General features: G+C 39.6%; 16 protein-coding genes. 10 read left to right on the top strand and 6 right to left on the bottom strand.

Going from position 1 to position 16618, the window contains the following annotated elements; genetic code table 11:
- Nucleotides 1-51: 51 nt before the first annotated feature.
- Nucleotides 52-432: a MerC domain-containing protein gene (locus LVD47_RS05795; RefSeq protein WP_236974613.1), complete on the top strand. Its 381-nt coding sequence runs from the start codon at nucleotides 52-54 to the stop codon at nucleotides 430-432.
- 413 nt (nucleotides 433-845) lie between these two features.
- Here the strand turns inward: LVD47_RS05795 and LVD47_RS05790 are convergent, their stop codons facing one another.
- From LVD47_RS05790 to LVD47_RS05780, 3 genes are all read right to left on the bottom strand, one after another.
- Complete coding sequence (locus LVD47_RS05790) at nucleotides 846-2222, bottom strand: sulfatase family protein (protein WP_236974612.1); 1377 nt, start codon at nucleotides 2220-2222, stop codon at nucleotides 846-848.
- Nucleotides 2223-2231: 9 nt separating this feature from the next.
- Nucleotides 2232-3530, bottom strand: a complete 1299-nt coding sequence (locus LVD47_RS05785) for a Gfo/Idh/MocA family protein (protein ID WP_236974611.1) — start codon at nucleotides 3528-3530, stop codon at nucleotides 2232-2234.
- Between the two features lie 103 nt (nucleotides 3531-3633).
- A complete protein-coding gene (locus LVD47_RS05780; protein WP_236974610.1) occupies nucleotides 3634-4842 on the bottom strand; it encodes a CehA/McbA family metallohydrolase domain-containing protein in 1209 nt (402 codons plus the stop codon).
- Nucleotides 4843-4999: 157 nt separating this feature from the next.
- Between LVD47_RS05780 and LVD47_RS05775 the strand changes: the two genes are divergently transcribed.
- Nucleotides 5000-6049 (top strand): AI-2E family transporter, encoded by a 1050-nt coding sequence (locus LVD47_RS05775; protein WP_236974609.1) that lies wholly within the window; start codon nucleotides 5000-5002, stop codon nucleotides 6047-6049.
- 32 nt (nucleotides 6050-6081) lie between these two features.
- On the opposite strand, the gene LVD47_RS05770 is transcribed toward LVD47_RS05775, so the two are convergent.
- Nucleotides 6082-6498, bottom strand: a complete 417-nt coding sequence (locus LVD47_RS05770) for a VOC family protein (RefSeq protein WP_236974608.1) — start codon at nucleotides 6496-6498, stop codon at nucleotides 6082-6084.
- Nucleotides 6499-6659: 161 nt separating this feature from the next.
- Nucleotides 6660-8342, bottom strand: coding sequence for a fibronectin type III domain-containing protein (locus tag LVD47_RS05765; protein ID WP_236974607.1), 1683 nt, complete (start codon nucleotides 8340-8342; stop codon nucleotides 6660-6662).
- Between the two features lie 296 nt (nucleotides 8343-8638).
- Here LVD47_RS05765 and LVD47_RS24300 point away from each other — a divergent pair, with 296 nt between their 5' ends.
- From LVD47_RS24300 to queG, 8 genes are all read left to right on the top strand, one after another.
- Nucleotides 8639-8782 (top strand): DUF6922 domain-containing protein, encoded by a 144-nt coding sequence (locus LVD47_RS24300; protein ID WP_439651985.1) that lies wholly within the window; start codon nucleotides 8639-8641, stop codon nucleotides 8780-8782.
- Nucleotides 8783-8854: 72 nt separating this feature from the next.
- Complete coding sequence (locus LVD47_RS05760) at nucleotides 8855-9040, top strand: nucleotidyl transferase AbiEii/AbiGii toxin family protein (RefSeq protein WP_236974606.1); 186 nt, start codon at nucleotides 8855-8857, stop codon at nucleotides 9038-9040.
- Nucleotides 9041-9308: 268 nt separating this feature from the next.
- Entirely contained in the window at nucleotides 9309-9455 is a 147-nt protein-coding gene (locus tag LVD47_RS05755) for a hypothetical protein (RefSeq protein ID WP_236974605.1), read from the top strand.
- Nucleotides 9456-9549: 94 nt separating this feature from the next.
- Entirely contained in the window at nucleotides 9550-10881 is a 1332-nt protein-coding gene (gene rseP, locus LVD47_RS05750; RefSeq protein WP_236974604.1) for an RIP metalloprotease RseP, read from the top strand.
- A 415-nt stretch (nucleotides 10882-11296) separates the two neighbouring features.
- Nucleotides 11297-13168 (top strand): T9SS type B sorting domain-containing protein, encoded by a 1872-nt coding sequence (locus LVD47_RS05745; RefSeq protein WP_236974603.1) that lies wholly within the window; start codon nucleotides 11297-11299, stop codon nucleotides 13166-13168.
- Nucleotides 13169-13206: 38 nt separating this feature from the next.
- Nucleotides 13207-14163, top strand: a complete 957-nt coding sequence (locus tag LVD47_RS05740; protein WP_236974602.1) for a YheT family hydrolase — start codon at nucleotides 13207-13209, stop codon at nucleotides 14161-14163.
- 205 nt (nucleotides 14164-14368) lie between these two features.
- A complete protein-coding gene (locus LVD47_RS05735) occupies nucleotides 14369-14578 on the top strand; it encodes a hypothetical protein (protein ID WP_236974601.1) in 210 nt (69 codons plus the stop codon).
- A gap of 88 nt (nucleotides 14579-14666) precedes the next feature.
- Complete coding sequence (queG, locus tag LVD47_RS05730; protein ID WP_236974600.1) at nucleotides 14667-15593, top strand: tRNA epoxyqueuosine(34) reductase QueG; 927 nt, start codon at nucleotides 14667-14669, stop codon at nucleotides 15591-15593.
- A 286-nt stretch (nucleotides 15594-15879) separates the two neighbouring features.
- On the opposite strand, the gene LVD47_RS05725 is transcribed toward queG, so the two are convergent.
- Nucleotides 15880-16608 (bottom strand): DUF4197 domain-containing protein, encoded by a 729-nt coding sequence (locus tag LVD47_RS05725; protein ID WP_236974599.1) that lies wholly within the window; start codon nucleotides 16606-16608, stop codon nucleotides 15880-15882.
- Nucleotides 16609-16618 lie beyond the last annotated feature (10 nt).

The following is a 16618-nucleotide window of genomic DNA, read 5'->3' as shown; positions in this document are numbered from 1 at the left end:
GCGGATCATAAATGATACAGTTTTGAACTCGTGGCAGAAAAGAATAGAAATATGAGTGCATTAATAAGTAAAAATTCGGATATTTTGGGAGCGAGTTCCAGCGCTTTGTGTATTTTACATTGTTTAATTTCTCCATTGATTTTTGTATTAGCTCCAATAGTAGATTCAGGTCATTCAAACCATTTACATATAAGTGGTGGCGGTTTCTGGGGGTTCCTTGATTTGATTTTTTTAATTTTAGGCTTAATAGCGGTTCAATTTACTTCAGTCAGAAATACTATTATAAAAAAGATTCTCTGGGGAGCTTGGTTGATTTTGGCCCTGGGGTTGGGTATGGATAAAATGGGTGAAGTTTTGGGCCATTTTTTAATGTATACTGGATCTGCAGGACTTGTTGTAACGCATATAATCAATTATTTCCTTAAGAAATAAACCAGCCCTCCTTTTTATAACGATCCCATAGTAAATTGTCCTTTTCAGGAAAATTATTCGGGGGAGTAATGGCGTCTAAGAATTCTAGTACATCAAAACCAAATACTTCCGGGTTGTTTCTTGGTAATAGTCTCCTACTTTCAAGGAAATCGATGTTTTCCCCGCGATACTTTGAATTAATTATATCTAACAAAACCACACTGCTGTTTTCGTTACCTGGCAGGTAATGGTCCTAAAGGGTACCACTATGTAAGGGGACTATCCTGACGATCATTCTTTAAATTGCCAGGTGTGGACTTCCCCCAAGGTGTTGTTTCCGGCCTGTCAGGAACCCTAGTTTTAATTAGCTATTTTAACCCTATGCCATGAGCATCCCACTTTGACTAATATTTATATTTGAATTCAATTTTGGGTTACCTGATTTCTAGTTGATTTTCTACTTGTTGAATTGATTTTTTATGCTTTGTAATGCTTTCTTTTATTCTTTCAATAATTTCCGGATTCTCTGTTGCAACATTGTATTTTTCTGATGGATCTATATTAAGATTGTAAAGCAAGGGAGGATTATGAATCGTTTCCTCGGGGTTGCCATACTCTGCTTTAGTAATGAAATGGGCTTTATAGGCTCCCAGTCTGTATGCGTATACTTTGGTCCCACGATAATATATTACTTCTTGCCTCTTACTAGCTCCCACTCCATTGAGAACATTAGTTAGGTCATAGCCATCATAAATCCTATCTTCGGGCATTTCTATATCGGCTAAGGAACTAAAAGTGGGGAATAAATCCATAGTGGTTCCAGGCTGCATAATTACACCTGGCGAAATGGTTCCCGGCCACCAAAATAAAGTTGGTTCTCGCATACCACCTTCAAAAGTTCCACCTTTTCCGCCACGCAGAAGACCTGCACTTCCTCCTTGCTGGTCAAAAGTAAGCCATGGGCCATTGTCAGAAGTAAAAACAACCAAGGTGTTTTTATCCTGGCCGGTTTCTCTTAATGCATCCAGGATTTTGCCAACGCTCCAATCAATTTCTTCGATCACGTCTCCGTAAAGGCCGCGAAGGCTTTTATCCTCGAAATTTTTGGATCGAAATAAGGGAACATGTGGCATAGAGTGAGCAAGGTAAATAAAATATGGGTGGTTACTCTTATTTTGTATGATCCTGACAGCTTCTTCTGTATATCTTTTGGTTATAGTGGTTTGATCAGCAGGTTGCTCTAATACTTCACTATTTTTCATCAGGGGAACCTGGAAATATTCAATTTTTGAATTGCCAAAAGCTTCATTACGGTCGATGTCTTTGATCCGATCCATGTCATTACTATAAGGTATACCATAGTAATAATCAAATCCATGGGAAGTAGGTAGGAATTCCGGTAAATGCCCCAAATGCCACTTTCCTATGCAGGCCGTATAATAATCTGCTTTTTTCAACTGGCTCGCAGCAGTAATTTCGCTTTGTGGAAGCCCTCCTTTAGAATCGGGAAAAAGAACTCTTCTTTTGTCACTGCACATGCCGGAACGAATGGGCAATCTACCAGTAAGTAGAGCCGCCCTGCTCGGGGTGCATACTGATGCGCCTACATAAAAATTTGTCCATTTTTGACCTTCTTCGGCCATTCGGTCCAAATGAGGGGTTTGTATAGTTGGATGACCAAATGTGCCCAGATCCCCATAGCCCAGATCATCGCAAAAAATGACAATAATATTAGGTTTATCGTTTTGCGAAAAAATCTCAACTGAAGAGAATAAAAAGAGTATAATAATGTACCAAAAACTATTTTTCATACTTTTTTTTTACAATGAATATCCCTTCCGATAGGGCCTGTGGAGGTGTTTATTAGCATCCTGATCTTTGGTGAAAACTTGGCGAATGGGATCCCAGTCTAGTGGCCGGTCCAATTCATACGCTATGTTTCCTATATTACATGTAGTGCAGGTGCTATGACCTATCTCTACGGAAGCGATAGGATCTCTCCTTGTAATGATGGATTCCAGGAAGTCAAGATAATGCGAGGGGCCTTGTATATCCATATCTTCGGGCGGGTTCAGCGACACATCTGAAGCTTTATAATGTCCTCTGGATACTTCGATCCAACCGTCAGTCCCCCAAAATTTACAACCTTTTGTACCCTTTTCATCAAAAGGCTCCTGGGTCATGATTACACCGTTATCATATTGATAGGTTAGGCAATCTGTACCCTCGTGTCCGGGAGGGATGATTTTAACAGGACCATTTCGGTCCATACCTATTGCCCACTGACTGATGTCAAACATATGTGCTCCCCAATCCGTAGTAAGTCCTCCTCCAGTCTCTTTATACCATCTCCAGCCACCCCACATTTCTTCGCTTTGTTCTGGATTCAGAGATATGGGCGGATTGAGTTCTTTGTTATAATGAATATCAGCCGCCAGAGGTCCGAGCCACAGATCCCAGTTCAAATCATCAGGCAAGCTTTCTTTGGGTAGATTAAATGGTTTGGGTGGACCTCCTACATGTGCATTAACTTTTTGGACTGTGCCAATTTTTCCCCTTTGAACCATACGAACTGCATGTTGAAACCGGGTATCAGATCTTTGTTGCGAACCCACAGCCAATACAATTTTGTGTTCCCGAACAGCACTGACTAGTTTTTTACCCTCTTCTACAGTAAAGGTTAATGGTTTTTCAATGTATATATCCTTTTTTGCTTTGCATGCATCTATGGCCATTAACGCATGCCAATGATCCTGTGTAGCAATAACTACCGCATCAATATCTTTGCGTTCCAATAAATCCCGGTAATTTTCATAAATAGTTATTTGGGGGGTCCAACCTTTTGATGAGTAATATTCAGTAAGTATTTTCTTAAATCGATCACATTTGACTCCATATACATCACTTCCCGCTACAATTTCGACATTCCCAAACTTCATAAATCCATTTACCAAATTTACAGATCGGCGTCCTAATCCAATAAAACCCATCCGGATCTTAGACGAAGATGAATATTTTTTTTCTTGAGAACGGAATAGTTTACCCGGACTTATGTAAAAGCCTGCCATCCCTGCAGCAGAAGATTCTATAAAACCTCTTCTGGATACCTTATTACTCATTGAAATGTTTTTTGACAGTGTAATAATATCAAAAAATGAGTGTAAATGGAAATAATATAATATGCAAATACGGTAATATGATATATTTACTGGATATGAGGACTTATTTGTTGATCAAAGGTTGGACCCAGGCTCTTTCTGTTTCACCTTCCTGGTAGGGGTTTTCTTTTAATTTATCGGAAATGATTATCGCCCGTACGTACAAATCATCATCAGTTAATGTATACGAGTTTTCGATTTCGTTGGTTTCTTTTAGCACAATCCCTGTGTCCATAGGGTTACTCTTTTTAGTGCCAATGAACTGAACTTTATAAGTCACTCCTGTTTCGGGCTGAACCTCAAAGGAAAGCGTATTATTTGCTTTTTTGATATAATTAAAATTTACGCCTGAGGTAGCATAAAAGTCACCTTTTTCCAGGGCATTAATTATCGATACCGGGTTCAGGTTTTGGGCATTGACCATGACCCATCCGCGTCCGGTATTGGAATGTCCTACTTTTCTCTCATGGTAGCTGTGGGAATCGTCAGTAGCCAGCCCATATAAAGGTGGTTTATTGTTCAATATGTAAGCAGTGAGTATATCATCCCACATTTCATCCATGCCGGGTCTTGTGTCATCGCCGAAGTTGTGCACTGCGGGATGACCATTATATACTTCAAAAAATTGCTCACCATCCAGTTTTTTAATATCATCTGTCGTAACGGACCACCCAAAATTCGGGTGATTAATATGGGGTATCATAGGTACTCCGGTTTCTTTTCTTTGGGCGTTGACTGCATCAATATTGTTTTGGAGCATTTCGGCAACGGTTTTTCCTCCCCGGGGTTCTATTTTATTTACGATGTTTGTAGCATTAACGTGTATATGTTTGTTCTCGTAACGATCTGTGATCTCTTCTGATTGAATAATGAGAAATTCCTCAGATGCTTCAAAAATACTTCTGTATTCCTGGAGAGTCTTTAGTCGAACCATAGTATTCCCTTCAGAATCTTTCCTGGTATGAATCCAATGGTCCTCAAATTTCTTTTGATATTTCTGCAGGGCTAATTTCTTTGTTTTATTATCATCAATAGTGACCCATTTTTCTCCGGCATTGAGAGTGTTGTGGTCGCTGAGCACTGCAAAATCATAATTGTGATTCTTATACCAATCCATAATCATTTCGGGAAAATCATTCCCGTCACTCCAAAAGGAATGTGCATGGAGATTCCCTTTATACCAGGTTTCAGAAATGCTTTTTTTCTGGGCGGTTGATAAGGACAGAAATGAAAGAAGGATTAGTACGGTAAGATTAAAAGTGTTAGGTTTCATAAATGGTGCATCTTTGCAAAGACATAAATGTATATTACTCCTGAAAATTAATAGTAATCATCCAAAACGAAGAAAAAGGCTGGACAATATTTATTCTTTAGCAGCAAACTTTTACTTTACAAATTGTTTACTAAATAAAATTTAATTCAAGCCGGGTATGAAATATCGTTCTTCATTATTTACGGTTAATCAGTTTTTACTGTTTTTGCTTTTATTATTCACAATGCTGTATTTGGGGCGTTCTTTCCTTATACCCATTGCATTGGGAAGCTTGTTGGCAATGTTATTGGTTCCGATTTGCAAAAAGTTGGAAGACTGGGGACTCTCCAGAGGATTATCGGCTGGCATTAGTGTCCTTTTGACTATCGTAGTAATAGCAGGCGTATTTACGGTTTTGATTAATCAGATTATACTTGTTGGTGAGGATATTGGGTCTTTACAGGATCGATTACCCACCATGTTAAATTCATTTTATGATTATGTTTCAGATTCTTTTGCGCTCTCGCGAGAACAACAAGAAGGGTATTTAAAAGAACAGTTAAAAGCTGCTGCCGGAGAAATTACAAATTTTGCGACTTTGATATTCAGTTCACTGGGATTGTATCTGGTAAATTTTGTGATCGTAATTACCTATGCGGTTTTGCTCCTGTTGTACCGTGATCGATTGAAAAACTTTGTAATACAGGTCGTTCGTAAAAGGAGTTCAGATAATGTGGAGGATGCAGCTGATATCGTCGAAAAGACCACCCGGGTGGCGAGTTCATATATTGCTGGAGTGTTTTTAGTGGTTTTGATTCTGGCAATTACAAATACTATAACCTTATATGCTATTGGTTTAAAACATGCTTTGTTTTTTGGTTTGACAGCGGGAATACTGAACCTGATCCCCTATGTCGGATCATTGTTGGGTAGTTTATTGCCGGTGGTCTATGCACTATTGACTCAGGACTCTTCTTCTGTTGTCGTGATGACCGGAATCTATTTTATAATTATTCAGCACGTAGAAAGTTATGTGCTCACTCCTAATATAGCTGGTGCAAAAGTTGATCTCAGCCCGTTAGCTACGATTTTTGCTCTTCTATTGGGCAGTTTTATTTGGGGTATAGCCGGTATGGTGGTATTTGTACCGATTCTGGGCATCGCGAAGGTGGTATTCGATAATGTAGATGTATTAAAGCCTTATGGGTATTTGATTGCTACACGGTAAACGAATGCTCCTAAAACCATGGTGATTATTCCTTACATATTAGCACTGTATAAAAGATTGAATTTGTGACCGTCAGGGTCGGAAAATACGCAAACGAAATAACCGTTTTCATCATAAAATTTTTTCCGGTCTTTGTTAGAATCAAAAAGAATGGTACCACCTGCCTTTTCTATTTCCTCTATCCACTGGTCAAACTCCTCTTTACTATTTACGGAAAGTGAAAACATAATTTCATTTCCCTGATTTAGGTCAGACAAATTTCCTTCAAGGCTTTCTTTTAACTGCTCTTTTTCAAAGAAGTGGATGATGAACTTATCGTCACTGAAAAAGAAACTTACCAAATTGTTAGCAGGGGATCCATTAAGTTCAAACCCCAGTGCCTGGTAAAATTGTTGTGTCCTTTCGATGTTTTCTATTGCTAAGTTTGCCCAAATCTTCCTTGGTTTCATTTTGTATGGATTTTTTTTCAAATATAGGATCTCTGACACTTATTTCTAAGGTGTAATTGCGACAATATGAAGTGGTAGACACGACAATTTAGATTAATTGTCATGTCCGAAGGATAGAAGTTAAGATTAATATTGTATTATTAAAAATACATATAGAGACTTTAGTCTGGTAATACTTCCAACCGATCTATCCGCGGTATATTTTTCCCCATTTTTTGGAGAGTTATTGTATTATCCCCTTTTTTGAGAAAAACACGGACTGGGGAGGATTTTTCCCAATCCGCCCACGATTTGGTAGGTGTAAATGTCAAATTATGATTTATCACGGCATCATTGACAATAAACTTCATTTGGGAATTCTGACTTCCTTCCTGGGAGTATCTGATGAATAAGATAAAATGACCACTCTTTTCAATCGGTATATCCCAGGTTAGAAATGTAGAGTCTAATTCTTTCTCAAACCAGGCAAATCCATTCTCTGTATATCCTTTGTAGTCAGAATCAATATGGACACCCCGGGATCTATCGGCAATTTCAGCACTGAGTGTTATACCTCCATCCGGAGTCAAGCTGCTAATTTGATTAGATAAAGGAGGTGTGTAAAATAAATTAGGGTATTCGTCGATAATTTGTCCGGATTCATTTACAGCCCGGAGAAATCGTTGATCGCGGTACAAAGAAATGAGTACGGCGTGACGTTCGCGGATAGTAGTGTCCAGATACCAGGTATTGTGTGCATCTTTTGGTTGTTTGAGCTGAGTACCCCAACCACCATCACCAATATATACAGTCCCTTTGGAATGGACAGATCCATTGCGGATCGGGGGCGTACGTTTGTATGAATGGTCGTGATATTCAAAAGCCCAGGGAACATTGTACTTGTCAAATAGGGGACTCCAGTATTTTCTCACTCTTTCGGAAGATCTATTGTCCAGTTCATTGTGGGAAGGATAAGCCGGAACATGATAAACAGGGAAAACATGTGGAATCTCTTTTCGATCTTCCAGGGAGTTTTGCAACCATTTTTCCTGGATCCCATTAATGGGGTTAGTGTGGTCAGTGTCCAGGATGATCAAACTGAGATAATTTCCAATATCCAGTGTTTTGAAACCCGGTTGTCCGGGGAATGCAAGGAGGCTGTAAAAAAATGGGGCGGATTTTTCACGCAAAGCATTGATTTGTTCGTAATCTTTTCCCCAGGAATGGACACTTTTATTTACTTCGTGATTGCCTATAGTAGGGAGGATAGGTATTACTTTACCATCCTTATCTATTAAAGTGTTTTTGATAGCATCGAACCAACCTTCCCAGCGCCAGGACTGGTCCGGTCTACCGTCAGCATATGCCAGGTCCCCGCCCCAGACTATGAATTTTGGTTGGTATTGCATGACTACCCTGTTCATGCGCTCCATCCAAATATGACGTGCCCAGTGGCCACGGTCATAGGTGTCGCCACCAATAGCGAATGATAGTGGTTCGCTGTCAATATTTTCTGGAAGAGTGGTAAATTGATACACCCTTTCGAAGCCGTCAAACTTAAAATGGTAAGTTGTATTCGCTTTTAATCCTGTAAGTTCAATCCTGTTAACAATTCGGTCTGAATTTGGGAAGTCGAAATTATTCCCCTGTTCTTTGCTCCATTCATGTCTATCTTTTTGTCTGTAGTAAATAAATGGTTTTGCATGGTCTTCCGGCAAGGTATGCCAGTCTATAGTCATGGTAGAAGTCGGATCCTTTTGCCAGGTGAGATAAAGACCGGTGGGTTCGGTTTGTGAATAGCTAAATGTGGAAACAAGAATAAAGAGTGGGATGTAGATTGCGTATTCCTTTATCAATTGCGACATGGCTTCATTAAATTTTAGTGCTACAAAGCGGGTACGCAATTTTATATATTTTCTTTGCATTGACATAAAAAAGTGAAAATAGTATGGGATTTTTGATGAATGCTATTATGTGAACTAACTGTATTTCTAAAATTTATATTGGTTGCTGTTTTGCAGCTACTGCGTGCTCTGTCAATTGAAAATCAACAAATTATATCTCATTTGTATTATGATGATTATAAAACGGGAAGAGAAGTGGAAACAAATTACGAAAATACCGAAGGAAAGCCGAAGCCAAATTTCGACCCCCGGTTCTTTTGGGACTTGGATATGGAAAAAATGAGGATATAGACGAGAAAGCGTCCTTTGTGATCGAACGGGTTTTTGAGCGTGGTGATGTGGAAGATATACGTCAGTGCAGGAGATACTATGGGGTAGTCGAATCAAAAATGTATAATTAAATAAGAAGTATTTACCCAGAATCGATTATATCTGGCAAGCGCTGTTATTGACGAACCCGTGAATGTATTCAGATGTTACAAACACAGACAATTAATCCAGAAAGTTTTGCCTTATTGAAAAGACTGAAGAGCCTTTCTGAATTAAGTAATTTCTACTTGTTGGGAGGTACTGCTTTGGCGTTAAAATATGGTCATCGTATTTCGATTGATCTTGATTTATTTGGTGAAAAAGGCTTTGACAAGAGAGTTTGGTCGTGATTTTATGCCTGAAATAAGTAAGGCTAAATGGGCAACTTTCTGCTATATTCAGGATGTAAAAGTTATATAATCAAGTAGGAACATCCCATTATTTCAAAAATAGACAGTATTGGCGATTTTAGAATGTTTGGAGATGAAGACCTGATTGCTATGAAGATTAATGCTATTTTGGGTAGGGGAAGAAAAAAGGATTTTTGGGATATTTATGAATTGGTATACCATTACTCCCTTTCAAATATAATTGGCCTTTTATCACAAAAAATATCCAATGCAAATGCTATTAATTTCTATACCCGTAGCCCTTACATATTTCACGGATACCGAAGAAAGCGTAGAACCGGTCAGCCTAAAGGGGCAAACCTGGGAGGATGTTAAGTCGTTTATTCGGCAAAAAGTAAACGATTATCTAAAATAAACCATTAGTTCGTCAATTATCTGTAACTTCGCGGGCTAAAATTACGTTGGATATCAATGTATAATCCAATTTAAGAGATAAAGAAGGTAATCTTATGGGAATTATGATAGCGCAGTTTGCTTTGAGCCTTTCGCTCTTGATCGTACTGCATGAAATGGGGCACTTTTTTCCGGCAAAGTGGTTCAAGACACGGGTGGAAAAGTTTTATTTGTTTTTCGACCCCTGGTTTTCAATATTCAAAAAGAAATTTGGCGATACAGAATATGGGATCGGATGGTTGCCATTGGGAGGATATGTAAAAATTTCCGGAATGGTAGATGAAAGCATGGATACTGAGGCTTTGAAAGAACCCCCTAAACCCTGGGAGTTCCGTTCCAAACCGGCCTGGCAAAGACTCATAATTATGTTGGGAGGGGTTACCGTGAATTTTATTCTGGGCTTTTTGATATTTGGATTAATGCTCTGGCAGTACGGGTCAGAATATTTGCCAACAAGTGAATTGAAATACGGACTGCAAGTAGACAGTATAGCACAGGAAATGGGATTGCAAAATGGAGATAAGATCCTGTCAATTGGCGATGTCAAATTCGAGAGGTATAACCCCGGGGTGATACGGTCGGAAATAGCCATCAATAATGCCACTACTATGGAAATAGAAAGAGGTGGAGCGCAGCAAACCCTTCAGATAGACCCTCGTTTTACTAAGGTATTGACCAGTTATGAGTACAAAGATGCCTATTTGGTAGCTCCGCGGATGCCGGTAAAAATTGGCAAAATCGTTAAAGGGTCGAATGCAGAAGATGCCGGTCTTAAAGTTGATGATCAAATTACAAAGATAAATGGAGTTGAAACGGCATTCTTTGATCAGTTTTATTCAGAAATACGAGAACACAAAGGAGAAGATATTGAACTTACAGTTTTACGGGAAGGAAATGAAGTGGAAGTGGAGGCCGAAGTAAGTGATGAAGGGACACTAGGATTTCAAAACTATGGAATGGATCATTTTTTTAGTTTTGCAACAGAGAAGTATAGCCTTGGAAAAGCACTTCCAATGGGTGTAGTCCAGGGATGGGATTTCATTATGACTCAGGTAAAAGCCTTTGGACAAATGTTTCGTGGTAAAATCAAAGCCTCTGACAGCCTTGGCGGATTTGCCACGATTTCAAAACTATTTCCCGAGGAATGGAATTGGCAGATTTTCTGGCGAAATACGGCGATACTTTCCCTTATCCTGGGATTTATGAACTTGCTACCTATTCCAGCCTTGGACGGTGGGCACGTAATGTTTCTATTAATAGAGATGGTGACGGGCAGGAAACCGAGTGACAAAGTATTGGAATACGCCACAATAATTGGATTTATCCTGGTGATGGGACTTGTGCTTTTTGCCAACGGACTTGATGTCTGGCGATGGCTCAAGGGATAGATTAGTCTGTTAGTCTATTAGTCTATTAGTCTATTAGTCTGGTAGTTCGTTAGTCTGTTAGTCTGGTGGTCTGGTAGTCTGGTAGTTCGTTAGTCTGTTAGTTGTGGAGTTTTGTAGTAGTTTGGTTTGCAGATCCGATCGGCTGTCAACTCTAATTAGGGATCCGCAACGTAACACTAGTTGTTTACAGCTTGTCCGAAGGACTCATTTGGAGAGACTTACAGCTTTTACAGTACTGACCACCCTTCCATCGGAGAAGGAGACGCAAATCCGATCTTTCGTAATTTTCAGATGTAATGTCTGAGGAGCATTTAATTGATGGGTGAATTGGTATTCATTCCTAAAATTTACAAAAATCCATTATTAAATGGTAATTTCCGAATCATTGTCAACTTGTAATTAAGATTAGCAGGGAATGCGTTTAGAGTTTCTTTGGGGGATTATTTTTTTGTGGATACTTCTTTCTTCGGGATTTACATTTACCCAAGAGCTTTGTAGTGGAATCCTGGGGCAAAACATCTTTGAAGATGGAGATTTTGGTAGTGGGCAGGAAAACATACCCTTAAAAGATCCACAAGTTGCACCAGGATATATATATACTCGAAATGCTCCACCTCCGGATGGATCCTATACTTTGACGAATGATATGCGGAGATGGGGAAATAATTATGGTACCTGGATTTCTATTCCGGATAATTCTTCAGATCCCAACGGTTATATGATGGTCGTCAATGCCTCTTATCAGCCCGGTGTATTTTATGAGGACACTATAACCGGATTGTGTTCAAATACGTTATATGAATTCTCAGCAGATGTGATCAATATAGTTAGCCGGAGTACAGTAGGTCATATTTTACCTGAAGTGGATTTTTTAATTGATGGAGAGGTGAAATATTCAACAGGGAAAATTCCCCAGGATGAGCAATGGAAAAAATACGGATTTACCTTCACATTGCCAGTCGACAAAACTTCTATAAAATTAACCTTGATCAATAGGGCCCCCGGGGGAACGGGGAACGACCTGGCTTTAGATAATATAAGCTTTCAGCCTTGTGGCCCCGAGGGAATCATTGAAATTCAAAATGAACCTCCTCTTATATTTTGTGAAGGGAGACTGGATCCATTGCCATTAAAAGCAATAGTGGATACCTCACAAAATGTGGTACAATGGCAGAAAGCCTCCAACCAAACTAATGAATGGGAAGATGTTGGCGACGAAAATTCCCTGGAGTTTTTTCATAAGGAGTTTACCCCGGGTCAATACACATATCGTTTTATAGCGGCCGGAACAGGGGCTAATTTATCCAATGAAAAGTGCCGGACCATTTCTGAGGAGGTATACCTTGAGGTAGTTCCCCTTCATTATGAAGAAGTCGATACCTTTTGCAGTGGGACTGAATATATGTTCAATAACCGAACTTTAATTTCTCCGGGAATCTATATTGATACCTTTACTTCTCATCTCGGGTGTGATTCTATTGTACAGCTTGAATTAACAGAGGTAGAGAATAGAAATATTGAAGCGGAAATAGCCTTTACGGATCCTTCTTGTTATAATTTTGAAGACGGATCTATTGAAGTTGAATCTATCGCAGGAGGGTATCCACCTTATTCATTTTCCCTAAATACTGAAAGTAAGAATTTTTCCGGTATTTTTAATTCCTTACCGGCAGGTGAATATAATGTATATTATGAAGATCGGTTTGGTTGTAATGATTCTGAACCACTGACCCTTATTAATCCTGAGGAGCTAATAGTAAAGACATCCGGAGATACCATATTGGATCTGGGTGAAGAAATCAATGTAATGGCAACAGTGAACCAGGATATCAAATCCTTGCATTGGGAACCCCCTGAGCAGGTAGCGTGTAAGGACTGTGAGACAACCCAAATTTTACCATTGAACAGTACGGAATTTATAGTGACGGTGGAAAACACCAATGGTTGTATAGCAGAAGATCGTTTTACGATTAGCGTTAATAAAGAAAATTTGCCGATTGCTTTTCCCAATGCCTTTAGTCCCAATCACGATGGGGTAAATGATTCTTTTACCGTGATAGCACCCAAAAACCTGGTGAATTCTATTGAATCATTCAGTGTTTTTGACAAGTGGGGGAATGAATTGTTTCATGCTGGAAATATTACTGGTGGTGGCTCAGAAAATGGATGGAATGGAAGTGCCAATGGTCAGCCAGCCCCTTACGGAGTATATTTGTACCAATGCAGCCTTAGATTATTAGATGGTCAAATTTATCAATATTCGGGGGATGTATTATTAATTCGATAATTATTGCATATTTAGGTCTAAATCGAGTGTAAGAGTCTATGCCCGTATTAAAAGATACGTATAAAATCAATAATACCTTCTTTCGAAATTCCTTTATTTCGTCGGTTTACCCGAATATTTTTCGAAAGGTAAAATTAAAACATCCCGGGGAAATCAGAATACATACTTCCGATGGTGACTTTCTGGATATTGATTTTTACAGTAATGGGGGTTCTTTCGCTGCTATACTGTTACATGGATTCGAAGGGAATGCCCGACGGCCGTATATGAAAGGAATGATTGCCCAGTTATCAAAACAAAATATTGATTGTTTCGCGATGAATTTCAGGGGGTGCAGTGGTATTCCCAATACTACAGATAAGGCATACAACGCAGTCAATAGTGAGGATGTGAATTCGGTGGTAAATTATGTGTGGGGACGAAATCGGTATATTGGAGTTGTTTTAGTAGGATTCAGTCTCGGAGGCAACGTAGTTTTGAATTATTTGGGTCGAAAACAGCCAGAGTTTATAAGTGGAGCTATTGCGATCTCAGTTCCAGTTTACATGCCGGGTTCTGCAAAGGCTATTATGTCCCTTAAAAACCGGATTTACCAGCGGCGGTTTTTGAAGAATTTACGCTCTAAAATGAGGGAAAAACAGGAGGTGTACCCCGGACTCCTGGACTATGAAAAGGTGATTTCTGCCCGTAACCTGGCAGAGGTGGATGAATTTTACACTGCGAAAATTTATGGATACAGGGATGCTGACCATTATTACAGTTCCGCAAGCTCACTACCTTTTTTAGAAAAAATTCAAACACCTACATTGTTAATCAATGCAGAAAATGATAGTTTTTTATCCCCGGAATGTTATCCGGTTGAGGAAGCGAAAAGTTCAGAATATTTGTATTTTATAAAGACAAAGTATGGGGGGCATTGTGGATTTTGGTCCCCGGGAGATGTATATTGGCATGAAAGAAGGGCTATGGAATTTATTGGGGATATCCTTTACTAACTTTAATAATAGATAAGAACAAGTTATAATTTTGGCACGATTTTGCCCTTTTTCAATAGCATATGTATCAAAAAAGCGTTAAGAATTTTCGAAGCCTTGGATTATTGAACGAAATTCTGCCAATCAAAGCAGGATCAAAGAGCATGACTGAATAATGTCTGAACTTGAGAATCAAGTCAGACCAAGGGTGCCAAATGCACGCTTGATGAAGGAACCGAGCAAGGTTTTGCGAAGGTGGGGTGGCACCTTTGGTGAAGTAACCTCGGCTACCATCTCGAGGGTGGGCGTGACTTTTTCGATACGGCTTTTGCCTGGCAAGCAAAAAATGGTCTTGAGAAAAATCGGGATGCCCTTTTGCCGAAGGCATCCCGTTGGAGCTTTTGTTTCGTTTTCTTTGGGCACGCAAAGAAAATGAAAAGTGACAACCAATAATTTGATTTTTAGTTTCTTATGAAAATGTTAGTAGATTCGTCTTAGAGATTATACACGTCAATTAATGAAATATGACGCGAGCAGAAATGGTACAGGCAATAAAAGAACAGGCAAAAGTAATAGGCTTTAGCAGGATCGGTATTGCCCGGGCTGAAGAGCTCACAGAGGAAAAGCAAAGACTGAAATCCTGGTTGGCCAAAGGGTATCACGGAGAAATGAAATACATGGAGAACCATTTTCAAAAAAGGACCGATCCCGGTAAATTGGTTCCTGGTGCTCGTTCCGTCATTGTATTAGCCTATAATTATCACAATCCCAGGAAACAACAAGGTGATAAAATCCCCAAAATAGCTCAATATGCCTATGGAAAGGATTATCATTTTGTGGTGAAAGACAAACTACATGAATTATTCAATTATATCAATGAGGAGATTGCACCTATATCCGGACGAGTATTTACAGATTCTGCTCCGGTTATGGAACGGGATTGGGCACGACGGGCCGGGCTTGGATGGATAGGTAAGAATACATTGCTGATTAGTCCCGGAGAAGGTTCCTACTTCTTTCTTGGAGAGCTCATTATTGATTTGGAATTGGTATATGATCAGGAAATCGGCGATTACTGTGGCCGATGTACCCGCTGCATTGAAGCTTGTCCTACAGATGCCATATATGAAGAAGGGTATGAAATGAATGGGAGCAAGTGCATCTCTTATGCTACTATCGAATTAAAAGGGGATATACCGGAATTTTTTCGTGGGAAAATGGAAAATTGGGTATTTGGATGTGATATCTGCCAGGATGTATGTCCTTGGAACCGGTTTGCTACGCCTCATAATGAAACAGATTTCGAACCCCATCCCGATTTACTGGAAATGAGCAGGGAAGACTGGGAAGCGCTGGATGAAGATACCTTCCGTGAATTGTTCAGGAAATCCGCTGTGAAGCGTACCAAATATGAAGGTTTGAAAAGGAATATGGAATTTTTAAAGGAGTGAAAGGAGTCCAGTTAGAAGATCCTGATTCCAACGAGTTCATTCGATGTCAGTAAGCTGTATTTTCGAAGCGTAAATTATTACTAGGCTTATTATTCTAGCAGCCTTCTAGGATCTTGAAAGAATTGTCCGTGGATTTCAGCGAGTGACTCGGCTGATTTTGTCTAAGCTCTCAGTCAAATTGTCCTCGTAAGAGTTACCTGAGGCACTCGAAGGCAACATTAATAAGAAATAGATTTGACAGTTCTTCAAGAACTGTCAAATCTATTTCTCTACAAAGGACTTTCCATTAAAAGCTATCCAACAGGCTGCCTCCGTTGTTACCTTTATCTTGTTTGGCAAATACTTTCTTCATCATATCAGTGGTACGCATACCTACATTATTCCGAATACCCTGTTCTTCTTTCTCGATCCTTTCAAAAATGGATTTCAATGCCAGTTCGGACACAAATCCGTCAAAGTCTGGATTTACCTTTTCTTTGAACGGTAATTTATTATAGAGGTCTGCAATTTTTCCCCATTCCTTCAAAGCACCTACTTCCTGAAGGCTATTGGATACGATTGGTTTGAATTCGCCCATCAGGGGTTGGTAAGTTTTGTCCTTGAGATAGAGGGTAGCCGCATCTTCCTGACCGCCCATCAGAATATTATAGGCGTCAGCGAAGGTAAGTTCTGTTATTGCTGTTTTGAATATGGGTAGGGAAGCATCAATGGCTTGCGAGGTAGCTACTTCCACTTTATCGGTAAATTTTTTGGTATATTCCTTGACGATAGGTACTGAACTAAGGGTTTTGATAACTTCCAGTGCTTCTGGTGGAATATTGACTGAATTGCCTCCGGTCAAAAAGGAAGGATCCTGGGAAAATTCACGTACGGCTTTTTCCGCACCCTGGTAAAGGGCATCCTTGAGCCCTTGTCCAATTTCTGCGTTGGTCAATCCAGCTGAACCAGCTAATTCCTGCAGCACATCGCATGAGGCCAATTGGAATACTAACACAATCATAAGTAATTTCTTCATCTGATATCTT

The sequence above is a fragment of the Membranihabitans maritimus genome (assembly GCF_021729145.1).
GTDB classification, from domain to species: domain Bacteria; phylum Bacteroidota; class Bacteroidia; order Chitinophagales; family Saprospiraceae; genus Membranihabitans; species Membranihabitans maritimus.
The sequence above is the reverse complement of the archived record's forward strand: the minus strand, read 5'-3'. Positions and strand labels throughout refer to the sequence as shown.

Bases quoted from the DNA above. Each gene is read 5' to 3' on its own strand.
- LVD47_RS05795 (WP_236974613.1), top strand. From the start codon at position 52: ATGAGTGCATTAATAAGTAAAAATTCGGATATTTTGGGAGCGAGTTCC.
- LVD47_RS05790 (WP_236974612.1), bottom strand. From the start codon at position 2,222: ATGAAAAATAGTTTTTGGTACATTATTATACTCTTTTTATTCTCTTCA.
- LVD47_RS05785 (WP_236974611.1), bottom strand. From the start codon at position 3,530: ATGAGTAATAAGGTATCCAGAAGAGGTTTTATAGAATCTTCTGCTGCA.
- LVD47_RS05780 (WP_236974610.1), bottom strand. From the start codon at position 4,842: ATGAAACCTAACACTTTTAATCTTACCGTACTAATCCTTCTTTCATTT.
- LVD47_RS05775 (WP_236974609.1), top strand. From the start codon at position 5,000: ATGAAATATCGTTCTTCATTATTTACGGTTAATCAGTTTTTACTGTTT.
- LVD47_RS05770 (WP_236974608.1), bottom strand. From the start codon at position 6,498: ATGAAACCAAGGAAGATTTGGGCAAACTTAGCAATAGAAAACATCGAA.
- LVD47_RS05765 (WP_236974607.1), bottom strand. From the start codon at position 8,342: ATGTCGCAATTGATAAAGGAATACGCAATCTACATCCCACTCTTTATT.
- LVD47_RS05760 (WP_236974606.1), top strand. From the start codon at position 8,855: ATGTTACAAACACAGACAATTAATCCAGAAAGTTTTGCCTTATTGAAA.
- LVD47_RS05755 (WP_236974605.1), top strand. From the start codon at position 9,309: ATGCAAATGCTATTAATTTCTATACCCGTAGCCCTTACATATTTCACG.
- rseP (WP_236974604.1), top strand. From the start codon at position 9,550: ATGGGAATTATGATAGCGCAGTTTGCTTTGAGCCTTTCGCTCTTGATC.
- LVD47_RS05745 (WP_236974603.1), top strand. From the start codon at position 11,297: ATGCGTTTAGAGTTTCTTTGGGGGATTATTTTTTTGTGGATACTTCTT.
- LVD47_RS05740 (WP_236974602.1), top strand. From the start codon at position 13,207: ATGCCCGTATTAAAAGATACGTATAAAATCAATAATACCTTCTTTCGA.
- LVD47_RS05735 (WP_236974601.1), top strand. From the start codon at position 14,369: ATGAAGGAACCGAGCAAGGTTTTGCGAAGGTGGGGTGGCACCTTTGGT.
- queG (WP_236974600.1), top strand. From the start codon at position 14,667: ATGACGCGAGCAGAAATGGTACAGGCAATAAAAGAACAGGCAAAAGTA.
- LVD47_RS05725 (WP_236974599.1), bottom strand. From the start codon at position 16,608: ATGAAGAAATTACTTATGATTGTGTTAGTATTCCAATTGGCCTCATGC.